The sequence below is a fragment of the Streptomyces sp. NPDC047014 genome (assembly GCF_040644195.1).
Lineage (GTDB): Bacteria > Actinomycetota > Actinomycetes > Streptomycetales > Streptomycetaceae > Streptomyces.
In genome coordinates this window covers 1-16335 of sequence record NZ_JBEYVX010000076.1, presented here as the reverse complement: position 1 = coordinate 16335, position 16335 = coordinate 1, and the positions used below count along the sequence as shown (strand labels likewise).

The following is a 16335-nucleotide window of genomic DNA, read 5'->3' as shown; positions in this document are numbered from 1 at the left end:
CGATCAGTCGCCGCCCCCGCAGCCACCGCCGCAACTGCTGCCGCAGCTGCTCCCGCAACCGCTCGAACCGCAGCCGCCGGAGGACCCGCAGGAGCTCCCCGACCCGCTCGACCGCTCCGCCGCGCGCTGCTTGCGCTTCTCCGCCTCGGCCCGCATCCGAAGGGTGTACGAGGCGCCCTCGGGCCGCCAGGAGAGCAGCCCGTGCCGCCGGTACGGCAGCAGGGGCGCGGCGTGGAGCTCGGCGGCGATCGTGCTGCCGGCGCGGTGGACGGCGTACCGCAGGATCACCTCGGCACCCTCGTGGGGGACTCCGTACATCAGCGCCTCGTAGGGCTCGGCGTAGGGGTCGATGTCGTGGTGCTCGGCCCGCAGCCGGCTCTCGGGGCCTCCGAGCAGGGTCTCGGCGGGGCCGCTGCGGTAGCCGTCCTCGAAGCGGTGCCGGAAGGCGATCAGCGGCGGTGCGGTGGTGGTGTCGGCGTCCGCGACCAGCCAGCGCCGCCCGCCCGGCCGGGAGCGGACCCCGACGCGCAGCACCGGCTGCGGCCCCGCGCGCAGCCGGCGGGCGGCGCGCCGCGCGCCGAGCCCGCGACCGAGCAGCGCGGTGCCGGGGACCAGCAGGAGCAGGGCGAGGACCTGCTGCCCGGTCGCGTCGTACGGCTGCTCCGCGCCCGCGCCCAGGTCCCGTACGAGCGCCCACACCAGCAGCGCGCCCGCGCCGAGCACGGCGGCGCCCCCGAAGGCGATCAGCCGCAGCCCCCGGCTGCGGTGGCCGTCCGGCAGCGCGTGCGGGAGGGCCGCGCGGCTCTCCCCGGCGGCGGCGAGGAAGATCTCCCGCTGGAGCCGTCGCGCGCGCAGCCGCAGCAGGGAACCGGCGAAGGCCCAGGTGCAGAGCGCGAGCAGCAGCCAGCCGCCCACACGGCCGGGGGTGTCGTCGGGCCCGAGGCCGTGCAGCGCCACGGCGGCGTGCAGGGCGATCAGCAGGGCGGAGACCAGGGTGGCGGCGGGCAGGAACCGGTACCAGGCGGGCAGCGCCAGCAGCAGCACGGTCTCCGGATAGCCGGACCACTCCGTGCCCCGCGCCGGGGTGCCGGGGGCGTTCCACAGGCTGAGGATCAGCCCGGCCAGCACCAGCGGCAGCAGGATCCAGCCGGTGGGGACCGGGGCAAAGGGGGCGGGGAGGCGCGCGTCGAGCCAGCGCCGGGCGTCCTTCACGGGCCAGCCGGGGACGCCGCCTTCGGGTATCGCGGCGCCGGGCAGGTGCTTGACGATGCTCACGCGGTCAGTATGCGGAGCCCCTGTACGGGCGGGTACGGCCGTCCTGCCACGGAATCGCTACGGCCGCTTGCCACCGGGCCGTCGCGCCGTCGAAGCGCCGGGCCGCCGCACCGCAGGCGGCACAACGGCCGGGGCCCCGCACGGAATTCCGTGCGGGGCCCCGGCCGCGTGCGGGTCGCCGATCAGGCCAGCAGGGCCGGGATCGTCGCCTCGTGCGCCTCGCGCAACTCGGCCAGCGGGAGGGTGAACTCGCCCTGGATCTCGATCGCGTCGCCGTCCACCACGCCGATGCGGGTGGCCGGCAGGCCCCGCGCACCGCACATGTCGGTGAAGCGCAGCTCCTCGCTGCGCGGGACGGCCACGACGGCCCGGCCCGCGGACTCGGAGAACAGGAAGGTGAAGGCGTCCAGACCCTCGGGGACCACGATCCGCGCGCCGTTGCCGCCCTTGAGGCAGGACTCGGTGAGCGCCTGGATCACGCCGCCGTCGGAGAGGTCGTGCGCGGCGTCGATCATGCCGTCGCGCGAGGCCGAGATCAGGATCTCGCCGAGCAGCTTCTCGCGGCCCAGGTCCACCTTGGGCGGCAGACCGCCGAGGTGGTCGTGGACCACCTGCGACCAGGCCGAGCCACCGAACTCCTCGGCGGTGTCACCGAGCAGGTAGAGCAGCTGGCCGGCCTCCGCGAACGCCATCGGCGTCCGGCGGTTGACGTCGTCGATCACGCCGAGCACGGCCACGACCGGGGTCGGGTGGATCGCCACGTCGCCGGTCTGGTTGTAGAGCGAGACGTTGCCGCCGGTCACCGGGGTGCCCAGCTCCAGGCAGCCGTCCGCGAGACCGCGGGTGGCCTCCGCGAACTGCCACATGACGCCCGGGTCCTCGGGGGAGCCGAAGTTCAGGCAGTCGGAGATCGCGAGGGGCTTGGCACCGGTCGCGGCGACGTTGCGGTACGCCTCGGCCAGGGCCAGCTGCGCGCCCGTGTAGGGGTCGAGCTTGGCGTAGCGGCCGTTGCCGTCGGTGGCCATGGCGACGCCGAGGTTGGACTCCTCGTCGATACGGACCATGCCCGCGTCCTCGGGCTGCGCGAGGACGGTGTTGCCCTGCACGAAGCGGTCGTACTGGTCGGTGACCCAGGACTTGGACGCCTGGTTCGGGGAGGAGACCAGGGCCAGGACCTGCGCGCGCAGCTCCTCGGAGGTCTGCGGGCGGGGCAGCCGGCCCGCGTCGTCGGCCTGGAGGGCGTCCTGCCACTCGGGGCGGGCGTAGGGGCGGTGGTAGACCGGGCCCTCGTGGGCGACGGTGCCCGGGGGCACGTCCACGATCTGCTCGCCGTGCCAGAAGATCTCCAGGCGCTCGCCCTCGGTGACCTCACCGATGACGGTGGCGATGACGTCCCACTTCTCGCAGATCTCCATGAAGCGGTCGACGTACTGCGGCTCGACGATCGCGCACATGCGCTCCTGCGACTCGCTCATGAGGATTTCCTCGGGCGAGAGCGTCGCGTCGCGCAGCGGCACGGTGTCCAGCTCGACGCGCATACCGCCGGAACCGGCCGAGGCCAGCTCGGAGGTGGCGCAGGACAGCCCGGCACCGCCGAGGTCCTGGATGCCCGCGACCAGCTTCTCCTTGAAGATCTCCAGGGTGCACTCGATGAGCAGCTTCTCCTGGAAGGGGTCACCGACCTGGACGGCGGGGCGCTTGGTCGGCTTGGTGTCGTCGAAGGTCTCGGACGCGAGGACCGAGACGCCGCCGATGCCGTCGCCGCCCGTGCGGGCGCCGTAGAGGATGACCTTGTTGCCGGGGCCGGACGCCTTGGCGAGGTGGATGTCCTCGTGCTTCATCACGCCGATGCAGCCGGCGTTGACCAGCGGGTTGCCCTGGTAGCAGGCGTCGAAGACGACCTCGCCGCCGATGTTCGGCAGGCCCAGGCAGTTGCCGTAGCCGCCGATGCCCGCGACGACGCCCGGCAGGACGCGCTTGGTGTCGGGGTGGTCGGCCGCGCCGAAGCGCAGCGGGTCCACGACGGCGACGGGGCGGGCGCCCATGGCGAGGATGTCGCGGACGATGCCGCCGACGCCGGTGGCCGCGCCCTGGTAGGGCTCGATGTAGGACGGGTGGTTGTGCGACTCGACCTTGAAGGTGACCGCGTAGCCCTGGCCCACGTCGACGACGCCCGCGTTCTCACCGATGCCGACGAGCATGGCGTCGTTCTGCGGGACCTTCTCGCCGAACTGCTTCAGGTGGACCTTGCTGCTCTTGTACGAGCAGTGCTCGGACCACATGACCGAGTACATGGCGAGCTCGGCGCCGGTCGGGCGGCGGCCGAGGATCTCCTTGATCCGGGCGTACTCGTCCTCCTTGAGGCCGAGCTCCTTCCAGGGCTGGGAGGCGTCCGGGGTTTCCGTGGCGTTCTTGACGGTGTCGAGGCTCATGCGCTGACCAGCTTCTTCAGGACCGACGTGAAGAACGGGAGGCCGTCGGTGCCGCCGGTCCCGATCAGCGGCTCGACCGCGTGCTCGGGGTGGGGCATCAGGCCGACGACGTTGCCCTCGGCGTTGGTGATGCCGGCGATGTCGCGGAGCGACCCGTTCGGGTTCATGTCCAGGTACCGGAAGGCCACGCGGCCCTCGGCCTCCAGTTCGTCGAGCGTGCGCTCGTCGGCGACGTACCGGCCGTCCATGTTCTTGAGCGGTACGGAGATCTCCTGGCCGGCGGTGTAGTCGCCGGTCCACGCGGTCTCCGCGTTCTCCACCCGCAGCTTCTGGTCGCGGCAGATGAAGTGCAGGTGGTTGTTGCGGAGCATCGCCCCCGGCAGCAGGTGGGCCTCGGTGAGGACCTGGAAGCCGTTGCAGATGCCGAGGACGGGCATACCGCCCCGGGCCTGCTCGATGATGGTCTCCATCACCGGCGAGAAGCGGGAGATGGCTCCGGCGCGCAGGTAGTCGCCGTAGGAGAAACCGCCCGCGAGGACGACCGCGTCGACCTGGTGCAGGTCCTTGTCGCGGTGCCACAGCGAGACCGGCTCCGCCCCCGCGAGGCGGACGGCGCGCAGCGAGTCACGGTCGTCGAGCGTTCCGGGGAACGTGACGACACCGATGCGAGTGGTCACCGTCAGTCCTCGACCTTCACGGTGAAGTCTTCGATGACGGTGTTGGCGAGGAACGTTTCGGCCATCTTGTGGATGCGGTCGAGGGCGGCCTGGTCGACCGGTCCCTCCACTTCCAGTTCGAAGCGCTTCCCCTGACGGACGTCGGCGATGCCCTCGAAGCCCAGGCGCGGCAGTGCACGCTGCACCGCCTGGCCCTGGGGGTCGAGGATCTCCGGCTTGAGCATGACGTCGACTACGACGCGTGCCACTGGCACTCCCGATGAGGTGGTTGGTGCAAGGCGGTTCCCTCAGCGTACCCGGCCAAAATTTCTACGCGCATAGATATCGAAGGGCCGTGATCACCGGCCCGTTTCGGCTTCACCAACGCTTCGCAAAATCCCCAGGAAAACCACGCGCCCGGCATTGCGGCGGGACACGCGGAGAGAATTAACTGGGCTTCGCAATGCAATGAGAATCGGGGTACAAAGGAATCGACCGGGATTCCGGCCGAAAGATGCATTGCTCCTAAACATCCACACAGGCGACATCACCGCACGTCAACCGGTGGCGGCGTCGCACGAAGGGACCGATATCCGTGGCGCAGCGCGTAGTGGTCACGCTCTCCGACGACATCGACGGCGGAGAAGCGGCGGAAACGGTCGTGTTCGCTCTGGACGGTAAGTCGTACGAGATCGACCTCAATGCCGCCAACGCAAAGAAACTGCGGAAGGGCCTCGCCCCCTTCGTGGCCGCCGGCCGCCGCCAGTCGCGGTCGGGGAAGACCTTCAAGCACACCTCCGTGGCCCCCGACCCGGCGGTGGTCCGCGCCTGGGCCCGCTCCAACCAGCACGAGGTGCCGCCGCGCGGCCGCATCCCGAAGCGGATCTACGAGGCGTACAACGCGGCCCACTGAGGGCCGATTTGCCATCCACCCCCACCCTTCGGCTAATGTGTGGATCACGCCGAGGGGCGAGGCCGCAGGTCAGAGCCTCCGAGGTCGTGCGGGTGTAGTTCAGTAGCAGAACATCCCTCTTCCAGAGGGAAGGCGCAGTGTGCAATTCCTGTCACCCGCTCTGCATCACTTCCCGTCCACAGCTGTGGATCGGGTAGAGTGAGGCACGCATTGCCCCGGCAGTGCACAGCTTGCGGACGTAGCTCAGTTGGTAGAGCACCACCTTGCCAAGGTGGATGTCGCGCGTTCGAGTCGCGTCGTCCGCTCTGAAGAAGAAGGCCCCGGTCATCACGACCGGGGCCTTCTTCGTGTGCGCTGCCCTGTCTCGTGTGACTGAGGCCACGCTGACAAATGTCATCGGCGTTCATGACAGCGCGCACTGCCCGCCGCCTCCGGCCGCGCCGAGGCTTGGACCATGACCCACACCGTGATCGAAGCCCAGGACCTGCGCCGCGGCTACTCCGGAGGATTCGAGGCCGTCCGCGGCGTCTCCTTCTCCGTGGCCCCCGGCGAGGTCTTCGCCCTGCTCGGCACCAACGGCGCGGGCAAGACCTCCACCGTCGAACTGCTGGAGGGACTGGCCGCCCCCAGCGGCGGGCGCGTCCGCGTCTTCGGGCTCGATCCGTGGACCCGGCGGGCCGAGGTCCGCCCGCGCACCGGGGTCATGCTCCAGGAGGGCGGCTTCCCCTCCGACCTGTCGGTGACCGAGACCGTGCGGATGTGGGCCGGGGTCACCACCGGCGCCCGCCCCGCGGCGGAGGTGCTGGAGCGGGTCGGGCTGGCCGCGCGGTCCTCCGTACGGGTGAAGCAGCTGTCCGGGGGTGAGCGGCGGCGGCTGGATCTGGCGCTGGCCCTGCTCGGCCGGCCCGAGGTGCTGTTCCTCGACGAGCCGACCACCGGCATGGACCCCGAGGGCCGCCGCGACACGTGGGCGCTGGTCCGGGAGCTGCGCGAGGAGGGCACCACGGTGCTGCTGACCACGCATTACCTGGAGGAGGCCGAGCGGCTGGCGGACCGCCTCGCGATCCTGCACGAGGGCGAGCTGGTGCTCTCCGGCACCCCCGCCGAGGTCACCGCCACCCGGCCGGCCCGGATCCGCTTCACCCTGCCCGAGGGAGTGCCCGCCGCACGGCTGCCGCTGTCGCTGCGGGCGGCCGCCACCGGGCGGCGCGTGGAGATCCGTACCGGACGGCTCCAGGAGGACCTGGCCGGACTGCTCGGCTGGGCCGGGGAGAACGGGGTGGTCCTGGACGCGCTGGACGCCCGGTCCGCCTCGCTGGAGGAGGCGTTCCTGGAGATCGCGCGGGACCGCCGGGGCCCCGGCGACCGTACCGACGAGAACACGATGGCGGGGACCCGATGACCACGACAGCGCTCAGCCCGGCCCGCATCACCGCGCTCGGCCGCTCCGAACTCACCCTGCTGGTACGCAACCGGGCCGCGCTCGGCGTGGCCCTGCTGATGCCGCTGCTGATGGTGTTCGTCCTGCGCTCCTCGCTCACCGGGGTGGAGGGCGCCGAGGCCGTCGGCGAGGCCACCCTGACGGGCGGGATCGGCATGGTGCTGCTGCTCGTCGTCTACATGAACCTGGTCTCCGCCTACGTCGCCCGGCGCGAGGAGCTGGTCCTCAAGCGGCTGCGCACCGGCGAGGCCCGGGACCTGGAGATCCTGGCCGGGACCGCGCTGCCCGCCGTCTGCCTGGCCCTCGGGCAGACCGGCCTGCTCGCGGTGGCGGGCGCGCTCGCCCTGGACGTACGGATGCCGCGCAGTCCGCTGCTGCTGCTCGGAGCCGTCCTGGCCGGGCTCGTGCTGCTGGCCGGGCTGGCCGCGCTGACCAGCGCGGTGACCCGCACCGTGGAGACCGCGGGCCTCACCACGCTGCCGCTGTTCCTGGCGACGGCGGCCGGCTCGGGGCTGTTCGCGCCGGTGGACGCCCTGCCCGATCTGGTGGCCTCGCTGTGCGAACTGCTGCCGCTGAGCGGGGTGATGACCCTCGTCCGGGCCGGCTGGAGCGGCGGCGCCGGGGGCGGCGACCTGCTGGGGGCCGGGCTGAGCGCGCTGGCCTGGATCGTGGTCACCGTGTTTGCTGTCCAGCGGTGGTTCCGCTGGGAACCGCGGCGCTAGGCCGGACCGGCGGCGCCACGACGGACCGGGGGAAAGAAGACCGTGTCGAAGCTGACCGGGTGGTGGAAGAACCGCAGCACCGCGGGGAAGGTCGAGCTGTACACCCGCGGCTCCTTCCTGCTGTTCGTGTTCCTGGAGATCACGTCCTTCGGACTGACCCCGCTGGCCGCCGCGGCCACCGAGCGGAGCTCCTTCGCGGTGCTCTTCTCGCTCTTCCTGATGATCTGCGCGCACGCGGTGCTGTGCGGGGTGCTCACCTGGCGGGCGCTGCACTGGGTGCTGGGGCGGCGCGCCCGCCCCACCCGGATGGCGGTGGCCGTCACCGTGCTGACGGCGCTGTGCGTCGTGGCCGTGCTGGCCCTGCGGGTCACCGGGCAGGTCACCCAGGAGGCGGTGGCACCGACGACGGTGGCCGGGCTGGCCTGGTTCACCTCCGGCTCGCTCGTGCTCTGCCTGCGGACCGTGCGCAAGCTCTGGTACGTGGCCGGGGCGGCCGGGGTCGCCACCGCGCTGGCCGCCCTCGGCCTCGGCATGCCCGTCGGAACGGCCCTCGGCTACGGCTTCGGTGTCCTGCTGGGCAGTCTGTTCTTCGGCGCCACCTGCGGGTTCTCGGGCTGGCTGCTGCGCACGGTCGACGAGCTGGACCGCTCGCGGGAGGTGCAGGCCCGGCTGGCGGTGGCGGAGGAGCGGCTGCGCTTCGGCCGCGATCTGCACGACGTGATGGGGCGCAACCTGGCCGTGATCGCCCTCAAGAGCGAGCTGGCCGTGCAGCTGGCCCGGCGCGAACGCCCGGAGGCGGTGGAGCAGATGATCGAGGTCCAGCGGATCGCCCAGGAGTCCCAGCGGGAGGTCCGCGACGTGGTCCGCGGCTACCGGGAGGCGGATCTCGCGGTGGAGCTGGAGGGTGCGCGCGGGGTGCTGAGCGCGGCCGGGATGGACTGCCGCGTCGACTTCCGGCCGGGCCGGGAGCTGCCCGCCGAGGTGCAGTCGGCGCTCGGCTGGGTGGTCCGCGAGGCCACCACGAACGTGCTGCGGCACGGGGACGCGCAGTGCTGCCGGATCCGGCTGACGGCCCCGCGGGGCGGCCCGGTGACGCTGGTGGTGGAGAACGACGGCGCGCCGCAGGCCCCGGCGGGGCCGCCCGGCTCGGGACTGGCCGGGCTGCGGGAACGGCTCGCCGTACTGGAAGGGACGCTGGAGGCGGGGCTGGTCGGCGACGGCCGGTTCCGGCTGCGGGCGGAGATACCGGGCGCACGGCTCGAAGGACTGGAGGTGCGGGCGTGAGCCCCGTACGCGTACTGCTCGCCGACGACGAGCACCTGATCCGCGGGGCGCTGGCCGCGCTGCTCGCGCTGGAGGACGATCTGCTGGTCGTCGCGGAGGCGGCCTCCGGGCCCGAGGCGCTGGCGATGGCCCGCGCGCACCGGCCGGACGTGGCGGTGCTGGACCTGCAGATGCCGGGGGCGGACGGTGTGAGTGTCGCCACAGCGCTGCGGGCCGAACTCCCCGACTGCAGGACGATGATCGTGACCAGCCACGGGCGCCCCGGGCACCTCAAGCGGGCCCTGGCGGCGGGGGTGCGGGCCTTCGCGCCGAAGACGGTCTCGGCGCAGCGCCTGGCGGAGCTGATCCGCACGGTGCACGGCGGAGGCCGGTACGTGGACCCGGAGTTGGCGGCCGACGCGATCAGCGCGGGGGACTCCCCGCTGACCGCGCGGGAGGCCGAGGTGCTGGAACTGGCGGGCGACGGGGCGCCGATCGCGGAGATCGCGGAGCGTGCCTCGCTCTCGCAGGGGACCGTACGCAACTACCTCTCCTCGGCGGCGACCAAGCTGGGCGCCGAGAACCGGCACACGGCAGTGCGTCTCGCGAGGGAGCGGGGTTGGGTATAGTAGGTCTCGCCTTACGGCGCTTGCGGACATAGCTCAGTTGGTAGAGCACCACCTTGCCAAGGTGGATGTCGCGCGTTCGAGTCGCGTTGTCCGCTCTGCAAGGAAGAAGCCCCGGTCCTCGGACCGGGGCTTCTTCGTGTTCCCTAGGACCAGCTCAGGCCGGTCAGCCGCTCGTACGCCTCGATGTACTTGGCGCGGGTCCGCTCGACGACCTCGGCGGGCAGGGCCGGCGGGGGCAGCTCGCCCTTGCGGTCCCAGCCGGAGGCCGGGGAGGTCAGCCAGTCGCGGACGTACTGCTTGTCGAAGGAGGGCTGCGGGCGGCCCGGCTCCCACTGGTCGGCGGGCCAGAAGCGGGAGGAGTCCGGCGTCAGCACCTCGTCGGCGGCGACCAGGGTGCCGTCCGCGCGGTCGAAACCGAACTCGAACTTGGTGTCGGCCAGGATGATGCCGCGCTCGCGGGCGATGTCCCGGGCGCGGGAGTAGACGGCCAGCGTGGTCTGGCGCAGCAGGGCGGCCGTCTCGGGGCCGGTGGTGCGCGCGACCTCCTCGTAGGAGATGTTCTCGTCGTGCTCGCCGACCTCGGCCTTGGCGGCCGGGGTGAAGATCGGGCCGGGCAGCTCGGAGCCGTCCACCAGCCCCTCGGGGAGGCCGAGTCCGCAGACCGTGCGGGTCTCGCGGTACTCGGCGAGGCCCGAGCCGGTGAGGTAGCCGCGGGCCACGCACTCGACGGGGACCATGTCGAGGTTCTTGCAGACCAGGGTGCGGCCGGCCCAGTCCTCGGGGGCGCCCGCGGGCAGCTCGGTGGAGAGGACGTGATGCGGGACGAGGTCCGCGAGCTGGTCGAACCACCACAGGGAGAGCTGGGTCAGGACGCGGCCCTTGTCCGGGATCTCGGTGGGCAGCACCCAGTCGAAGGCGGACATGCGGTCGCTGGCGACCATGACGAGGCGGTCGTCCTCGTCGCGGTAGAGGTCGCGCACCTTGCCGGTGTGGAGGTGGACGAGGCCCGGAACCTGAACCGGCTCGGGCTTTTCGACGAATCCGGACACGGGGTCTCCCTGTGGTTCTGTATGAAGCGCACCCCGATTCTCGCTCACCTCCGGCCGCCCGCGCGGACAGGGGGTCGGTCAGTCGCGCTTGCAGATCCGGTCGAGGAGGTTGGCCGTGGCCCGCTGCACCCGCTCGTCCACGTGCCCGGGGCGGTCGAGGGCCGGGGACCAGGCGAAGGTGCCGGAGGCGAAGACCAGGGCCCCGCTGGGCGCCCGGTAGAGGGAGGTCTCCTGGTGGCGGAGGTGGCCCTCGCCGTCCGGGTACGGGGAGTGCGCGAGCAGGATCCGGTCCTGGTGCTCGGGGAGCTGGGTGCGCGGGAAGTACCGGTCGGCCTCGCCCGCGACCAAGCCGGGCAGTTCGTCGTTCTCACCGGCCCCGGTGGCGTCCCAGAGCCAGTGGCGGGCGTTGCGCACGATCAGCGGGGCGGGCTCGGGGACGCGGCCCGCGTACTGGATGCCGAGGAGCTGCTGTTCGGGGCGGTCGATCTCGCGCCAGAGGCTGGGGCGGCCCGGACCGCGCCGCTTCCGGCAGGTGAGCAGCCGGTCCTCGACGCCGGAGGGCGAGGGGGAGAGCTCCACCTGCCAGTACATGGTGTTGGCGGAGAGGAAGACGAGCGAGGTGCCGTGGGCGCGGGCGCGCTCGGCGGTGCGGCGCATGGGGGCCGACCAGTACTCGTCGTGGCCGGGGAAGACCAGGCCGCGGTAGCGGGTGGGGTCGACGCGGCCGGCGTGCAGGTCGCGGGTGTCGGCGTAGGCGAGGTCGTAGCCGTAGCGCTCGGCCCAGCGGATGAAGTCGTAGGCGTGGCCCACGTGCAGGGGCAGGCCGGCGCCCGCATAGGGGCGGTCGAAGGAGACGGTGACGGCCGCGTCCTGCTCGCCGAGGAGCCGGCCGCTCTCGTCCCAGGCGTGGTAGAGGCTGGCGCCGGTGCGGCCGTCCTCGGGGTAGAGGTTGTACGCCTGCCAGGTGATGTCGGGGAGCAGCAGCAGGAGGTCGGCGGGCTCGTCGTCGCGGACGGTGAAGGGGATGTGGGAGCGGTAGCCGTCGGCGGTGGTCAGGACGGCGACATACGCGCCGACGCTCCAGTAGGACGGGACCTGGAGCCGCCAGGACAGCCACCAGTGGTGGCAGGAGACCGTGCGGTCGGCGGTGAGCGGGGGCGGCTGGACGATGCCGGAGAGCCGGGGGCTGGTGGTGATCTTGGAGGCGCCGTCGCCGCCGTAGTGGCCGATGCGGTAGACGTCGACGGAGAACTGCTGGGGCGGGTCGACGGTGATGTGGAAGTCGATGGCCTCGCCGGGAGCCACGGCGCCGGTGGAGGCGAAGCCCTTGATCTGGCGGTGCACGTCGTCGGCCGTGCGGGGGCCGCCGGTGCCGCGGGCGCGCGGGATCCGGCCGGTGCCGGCGGCCGCGGCGACCGGGTCCACGTACCAGGGGACGACGTGGCCGGTGTCGTCGAAGTAGAGCTCGCTGCCGCGGAACCAGGGCAGGGGGCCCTGCCCGAAGGGGTCGTTCACCGCGTGCGCGAGCGCGCCCGACTCCCAGCGCCGGATCTGGTCCGTACCCATGTCCGCTCCCCTCCCTCGATCCCCGGCCGGGCGTCCGCGTGTGCGGTGCGCGAACACCTTCGGTGCGCCGGGGCGGCGCTTTTCGGACACCCGCTCCCGGGGCTCCGGCCGCTACCGGTCCCAGCACATCACATTACGCACGCGGTCCGTCACCGTTCGTCGTGAATTGGCGTGACCGGAACCTTCCCGTCCGCCTGTTCGTACGGGGCGTGGCGCGGCCCGGGCCGCGGCCGCCCGGCCGGGGTGCGGGCGGCGGCCCCGCTCAGACCAGCCGGACGGGCTTCTCAGGGCGCACCCCCAGGGCCGAGAGCCACTCCCGCAGCGGCCCGGGATCGCCCTCCTCGACGAGGCGGAGCACGCGGGGCGCCAGATCGGCCCGGCGGTCGCCGCCGACCAGCAGGACCGGGCCGTCGAGCCAGTCCATGCCCGGGGCGGCCCCCGCCGAGTCCACGGCGGCGCAGCACACCATCGCCGTCACATGGTCGGCCAGCAGGTCCCGGCCGCTGCGCGGCGGCTGGAGCGGGAACAGCGGTACGGCGTCGGCGCCGCGCGCCTTCCCGGCCCCGGCGGCGGAGCCGGCGGCCCGCTCCTCGCGGGACAGGTCCGCGCTGAGCCGCCCGGCCAGGGCCTCGCCGCGCGCGCCTTCCCCGGAGCGGTCCGTGAGGTACGCGAGCACCCGCTCCAGCGTGGGCCCGGCGAAGCCGTCGGCCCCGGAGGGGGCGGAGTGGGCGTCCGCGAGCGTGGCGGGTCCGGCGGCGCCGGAGGCGGCGGCCGGGCCGGAGGCGGCGGAGGGCGCGCCGGGGGCGGTGCCGGGGCCGGCCGGTGCGGAGGCGGGCGCCGGTGCCGGTGTCGGCGCGGTCGGCCGGGGGGTGGGGGCGGGATCGCCGGGCAGCCCCGCCGGGACGGCCAGGGCGTCCAGCGCCGCGTGGAGACGGGCCGCCTCCGTGCGCCAGGTCCGGTCGACGACCTCCTCCGGATACGCCGTCCAATCCACCGGCGCCCAGTCCGGCCCGGCCTCGGCCGGACCGCCGTGGAAGAGCCGCGCGGCCAGCAACGACGTGGCCTCGTCGATCGCGCCGGGCTGCTCCAGCAGGTCGCAGGCCGGCCGCTCACCGAGGCGCGAGGTGAAGCCCTCGGCCAGCCGGTCCCGCCGGGACAGCTCGGTCAGGGCCGAGACCACTCCGGCGTCCAGGTGCGCGGGCCAGCGGCCCATCCGCCAGGCGGGCAGTGCCACCCGGGTCAGCAGCCGGTCCCAGCCCGCGTAGGCCAGGCCGACCTGCTCCTGGGCGACGATCCGCAGCCCGTAGTCCACACCCTGCGCACGGTCCGAGGCGGCCGCGGCCACCCCGCGCTCCATCTCGGCGGCGTCGGTGCGGCACAGCCGCAGCAGCAGCCGGGCCGGAGCGGCGATCCAGCCAAGCCCCCGGCGCCCGCCCACGTCCACGGCGGCGTCCAGGCCGCGCACGAAGCCCCGCGCGTCGGCTATGTCGGGGTGCGCGGAGGGTCCCGTACCGGCGACGACCGGCGCGAGCACGGCCCGTAGCTCCGCGACCCGCATCCACCACAGGAACGGCGAGCCGATCACCAGCACCGGCGCCGCGCCCGGCGCGGACTGCGGGGAGCCGGCTATGCCCTTGCGGCGGTGCGCGGCATGCGCGCGGTCCTCCAGCCAGCTGTCGCAGTCGGGCGTCAGGGCTATCGCGGAGGGGGCCGGCACATCCATCCGGTCGGCCAGATCCCGCACCAGCCGGTAGAGATCGGGCGCGGCGGACTCCGACAGCGGCACCGTCGGCGTCACGGCGGGACCGGCCCGCAGCACCACGGCGGCGAAGATCCCGCCGACGAGCAGCACCAGCGCGGCGACCACGCACACGGCCAGCGTCACCGCGCCCCAGGGGGCACCCGCCAGCCGGCCCGTGGACCGGGCGGTGACCAGCACCACCGCGAGGGCGGCGGGCAGCAGCCCGACGGCCAGGGCCCGGCTGCGCACGCGCAGCACGCCCAGAGCGCGGGAACGCGCGGACGGCACACCCGCCTCCGTGATCGAAGCTGTCCCGGACATGGCCGGCCTCACCCCCTCTGCCCTGCGGCTGCGTTGCTCACTCCCCCACTGTGACACCCGCCACTGACATCGCAAGGTCGGTGGGCCAAGTGCCGGAATGCTTGCGCCGCACCCTAGTTGGGGCATGCCCGGCCGTCAGGCAGACAAGCTGACGATCACCCGATGGAATGGCTTTGGGTAAAGCTGGCTGCGTTCGAAGGAGGCCGGATGCACTCGTACGCGGACACGCCCGCGGGCCCGGGCGCACGGGATGCGCACCGGGCCCGCGGGTCCGTGGAGGCGCCGGTCAGCGCTGCTGGGCCGCCTTGGCGGCGATGTCCGTACGGTGCTGCGAGCCGTCCAGCCCGATGCGCGCCACCGCCTTATACGCCTTCTCCCGGGCCTGCGCCAGATCGGAACCGGTCGCCGTCACCGACAGCACGCGGCCGCCCGCGCTGACCACCGCGTCGCCCTCGCGCCGGGTGCCCGCGTGCAGCACGTAGGCGTCGGGTCCGTCCTCGGCGGCCACCTCGGCCAGACCCGTGATCGGGTCACCGGTGCGCGGGGTGTCGGGGTAGTTGTGGGAGGCGATGACCACGGTCACGGCCGCCTCCTCCCGCCACACGAGCGGCGGCTCGGCGTCCAGGGTGCCCTTGGCCGCGTTCAGCAGCACGCTCGCGAGCGGGGTGCGCAGCCGGGCCAGGACCACCTGGGTCTCCGGGTCGCCGAAGCGGGCGTTGAACTCGATGACCCGGGTGCCGCGGCCGGTGATCGCGAGGCCGGCGTAGAGCAGACCGGAGAAGGGGGTACCGCGGCGGCGCAGCTCGTCCACCGTGGGCTGGAGCACGAGCTCCATGACCTCGTCGACCAGCTTCGGGTCGGCCCAGGGCAGCGGGGAGTACGCGCCCATGCCGCCGGTGTTGGGGCCCTCGTCGCCGTCGAGCGCGCGCTTGAAGTCCTGCGCCGGCTGGAGCGGGACGACGGTGACGCCGTCGGTGATGGCGAAGAGGGAGACCTCGGGGCCGTCGAGGTACTCCTCGATGACCACGCGGTCGCAGCCGAGCGCGTGCGCGCGGGCCGCGGCCAGGTCCGCGGTGACGACGACGCCCTTGCCGGCCGCCAGACCGTCGTCCTTGACGACGTACGGGGCGCCGAAGGCGTCGAGGGCCGCGTCCACCTCCTCCGGGGTGGTGCAGACGTAGCTGCGGGCGGTCGGGACCCCGGCCGCCGCCATCACGTCCTTGGCGAACGCCTTGGAGCCCTCCAGCCGCGCCGCCTCGGCGGACGGGCCGAAGACGGGGATGCCGGCGGCGCGCACGGCGTCGCTCACGCCGGCGACCAGCGGGGCCTCCGGGCCGACGACGACCAGGTCGGCGCCGAGTTCGGTGGCGAGGGCGGCCACGGCCCCGCCGTCGAGGGCGTCGACGGGGCGGAGCTCGGCCACCTCGGCGATGCCGGCGTTGCCGGGGGCGCAGTGGAGCGCGGAGACGTCGGGGTCGAGGGACAGAGAGCGGCACAGGGCGTGTTCGCGGGCGCCGCCGCCGATGACGAGGACCTTCACGCTGCTCAGCCTAGCCCGGACGGCGGGCCCGGCTTCGTGCGGCCACCCAACTACAGGCGCTCACTCATTCGTATATTCCTCCACAACGGTGGCTCCGAGCTCGCGCACGATCAGGTCATGGCCGGTCAGCGCGCTCTCGACCAGATCCGGGTCGTCGTCCTCCGCGAAGTCGTCCTCGGGCGCGACCGGCGGGGGCGCCTGCTGTACGGGCGGCTGCGGGGCGGGAGCCGACTGCTGGGGCGCCTGGGACTGCTGCGAGTGCTGCGACGGCTGCGAACCCTGGGACGGGGACTGCTGCGAGGGCTGCGAGGAGTACGAGGCCGTGGGCGCCTGCGGGGCCGCCTGCGGCGGGGGCGGGGGCGGCGGGCTGTAGGCGGGGGCGGGCGCTCCGTACGAGGACACCGGGGCGGGGGCGCCGGCGCCGACCACCGCGTCGATCTTCCAGTGGACCTGGAACTGCTCGGCGAGGACCGCCTTGAGCACGTCCTCGCTGCCGCTGCTCGCGAAGTTGTCGCGGGCTCCGACATTGGGGAAGCCGAGCTGGAGGGTGGTCCCGTCGAAGCCGGTGACCTGGGCGTTCTGGCTGAGCAGGATCCAGGTGAAGCGGCGGCGGTTCTTGACGGCCTCCAGCACGTTCGGCCACATCGCCTGCACCTGGCCGGCGCCCGCGGCCATACCGGGGGAAGGCGCGGGGCCCATTTGCGCGGCCAGCAGAAGACGGCGGCGACGGCGCCGAGGGCGAAGACGACGCCGAGGCCGAAGGTCACGCGGCCGGAGAGGGCGTTGC

13 protein-coding genes, 3 tRNA genes and 1 pseudogene are annotated in these 16335 nt (G+C 73.5%); 8 read left to right on the top strand and 9 right to left on the bottom strand.

Features of this window, described 5'->3' with window-relative positions; genetic code table 11:
- Window positions 1-3: 3 nt before the first annotated feature.
- From ABZ873_RS27685 to purS, 4 genes are all read right to left on the bottom strand, one after another.
- Entirely contained in the window at window positions 4-1275 is a 1272-nt protein-coding gene (locus tag ABZ873_RS27685; protein ID WP_360877249.1) for a hypothetical protein, read from the bottom strand.
- Window positions 1276-1457: 182 nt separating this feature from the next.
- A complete protein-coding gene (gene purL, locus ABZ873_RS27680; protein ID WP_360877246.1) occupies window positions 1458-3707 on the bottom strand; it encodes a phosphoribosylformylglycinamidine synthase subunit PurL in 2250 nt (749 codons plus the stop codon).
- On the bottom strand, window positions 3704-4384 hold the full coding sequence (gene purQ / locus ABZ873_RS27675) for a phosphoribosylformylglycinamidine synthase subunit PurQ (protein WP_360877243.1): 681 nt from the start codon (window positions 4382-4384) through the stop codon (window positions 3704-3706). The genes purL and purQ overlap by 4 nt, the downstream gene beginning before the upstream one ends.
- Window positions 4385-4386: 2 nt before the next feature.
- Window positions 4387-4638 (bottom strand): phosphoribosylformylglycinamidine synthase subunit PurS, encoded by a 252-nt coding sequence (purS, locus tag ABZ873_RS27670; protein WP_328969684.1) that lies wholly within the window; start codon window positions 4636-4638, stop codon window positions 4387-4389.
- Between the two features lie 320 nt (window positions 4639-4958).
- Between purS and ABZ873_RS27665 the strand changes: the two genes are divergently transcribed.
- The 8 genes from ABZ873_RS27665 to ABZ873_RS27630 all read left to right on the top strand — a co-directional run bounded on the left by ABZ873_RS27665 (window position 4959) and on the right by ABZ873_RS27630 (window position 9426).
- Window positions 4959-5276: an Lsr2 family protein gene (locus tag ABZ873_RS27665; protein ID WP_360877239.1), complete on the top strand. Its 318-nt coding sequence runs from the start codon at window positions 4959-4961 to the stop codon at window positions 5274-5276.
- 88 nt (window positions 5277-5364) lie between these two features.
- A tRNA-Gly gene (locus ABZ873_RS27660) sits at window positions 5365-5436 on the top strand.
- Window positions 5437-5508: 72 nt separating this feature from the next.
- Window positions 5509-5581: transfer RNA gene (locus ABZ873_RS27655), tRNA-Gly, on the top strand.
- 149 nt (window positions 5582-5730) lie between these two features.
- Complete coding sequence (locus ABZ873_RS27650) at window positions 5731-6678, top strand: ABC transporter ATP-binding protein (protein ID WP_360877236.1); 948 nt, start codon at window positions 5731-5733, stop codon at window positions 6676-6678.
- Window positions 6675-7439 carry an ABC transporter permease gene (locus ABZ873_RS27645; RefSeq protein WP_360877233.1) on the top strand — a complete coding sequence of 255 codons (765 nt, stop codon included), beginning with the start codon at window positions 6675-6677 and terminating at the stop codon, window positions 7437-7439. Before ABZ873_RS27650 ends, ABZ873_RS27645 begins: the two co-directional genes overlap by 4 nt.
- Before the next feature lie 42 nt (window positions 7440-7481).
- Entirely contained in the window at window positions 7482-8723 is a 1242-nt protein-coding gene (locus ABZ873_RS27640; RefSeq protein ID WP_360877230.1) for a histidine kinase, read from the top strand.
- Complete coding sequence (locus tag ABZ873_RS27635) at window positions 8720-9331, top strand: response regulator transcription factor (RefSeq protein WP_360877228.1); 612 nt, start codon at window positions 8720-8722, stop codon at window positions 9329-9331. The genes ABZ873_RS27640 and ABZ873_RS27635 overlap by 4 nt, the downstream gene beginning before the upstream one ends.
- A 22-nt stretch (window positions 9332-9353) precedes the next feature.
- Window positions 9354-9426: transfer RNA gene (locus ABZ873_RS27630), tRNA-Gly, on the top strand.
- A gap of 48 nt (window positions 9427-9474) precedes the next feature.
- Here the strand turns inward: ABZ873_RS27630 and ABZ873_RS27625 are convergent.
- From ABZ873_RS27625 to ABZ873_RS27605, 5 genes and pseudogenes are all read right to left on the bottom strand, one after another.
- A complete protein-coding gene (locus tag ABZ873_RS27625) occupies window positions 9475-10380 on the bottom strand; it encodes a phosphoribosylaminoimidazolesuccinocarboxamide synthase (protein WP_360877225.1) in 906 nt (301 codons plus the stop codon).
- A gap of 78 nt (window positions 10381-10458) precedes the next feature.
- Window positions 10459-11946 (bottom strand): N,N-dimethylformamidase beta subunit family domain-containing protein, encoded by a 1488-nt coding sequence (locus tag ABZ873_RS27620; RefSeq protein ID WP_360877222.1) that lies wholly within the window; start codon window positions 11944-11946, stop codon window positions 10459-10461.
- Between the two features lie 262 nt (window positions 11947-12208).
- Entirely contained in the window at window positions 12209-14008 is a 1800-nt protein-coding gene (locus ABZ873_RS27615; protein WP_360877219.1) for a hypothetical protein, read from the bottom strand.
- Window positions 14009-14294: 286 nt separating this feature from the next.
- The gene (gene purD / locus ABZ873_RS27610; protein ID WP_360877216.1) at window positions 14295-15548 is read right to left on the bottom strand and encodes a phosphoribosylamine--glycine ligase; all 1254 of its coding nucleotides are present in this window, start codon (window positions 15546-15548) and stop codon (window positions 14295-14297) included.
- A gap of 60 nt (window positions 15549-15608) precedes the next feature.
- Window positions 15609-16235: pseudogene (locus tag ABZ873_RS27605) on the bottom strand (DNA polymerase III subunit gamma and tau); the annotation flags it as partial.
- Between the last annotated feature and the right edge of the window lie 100 nt (window positions 16236-16335).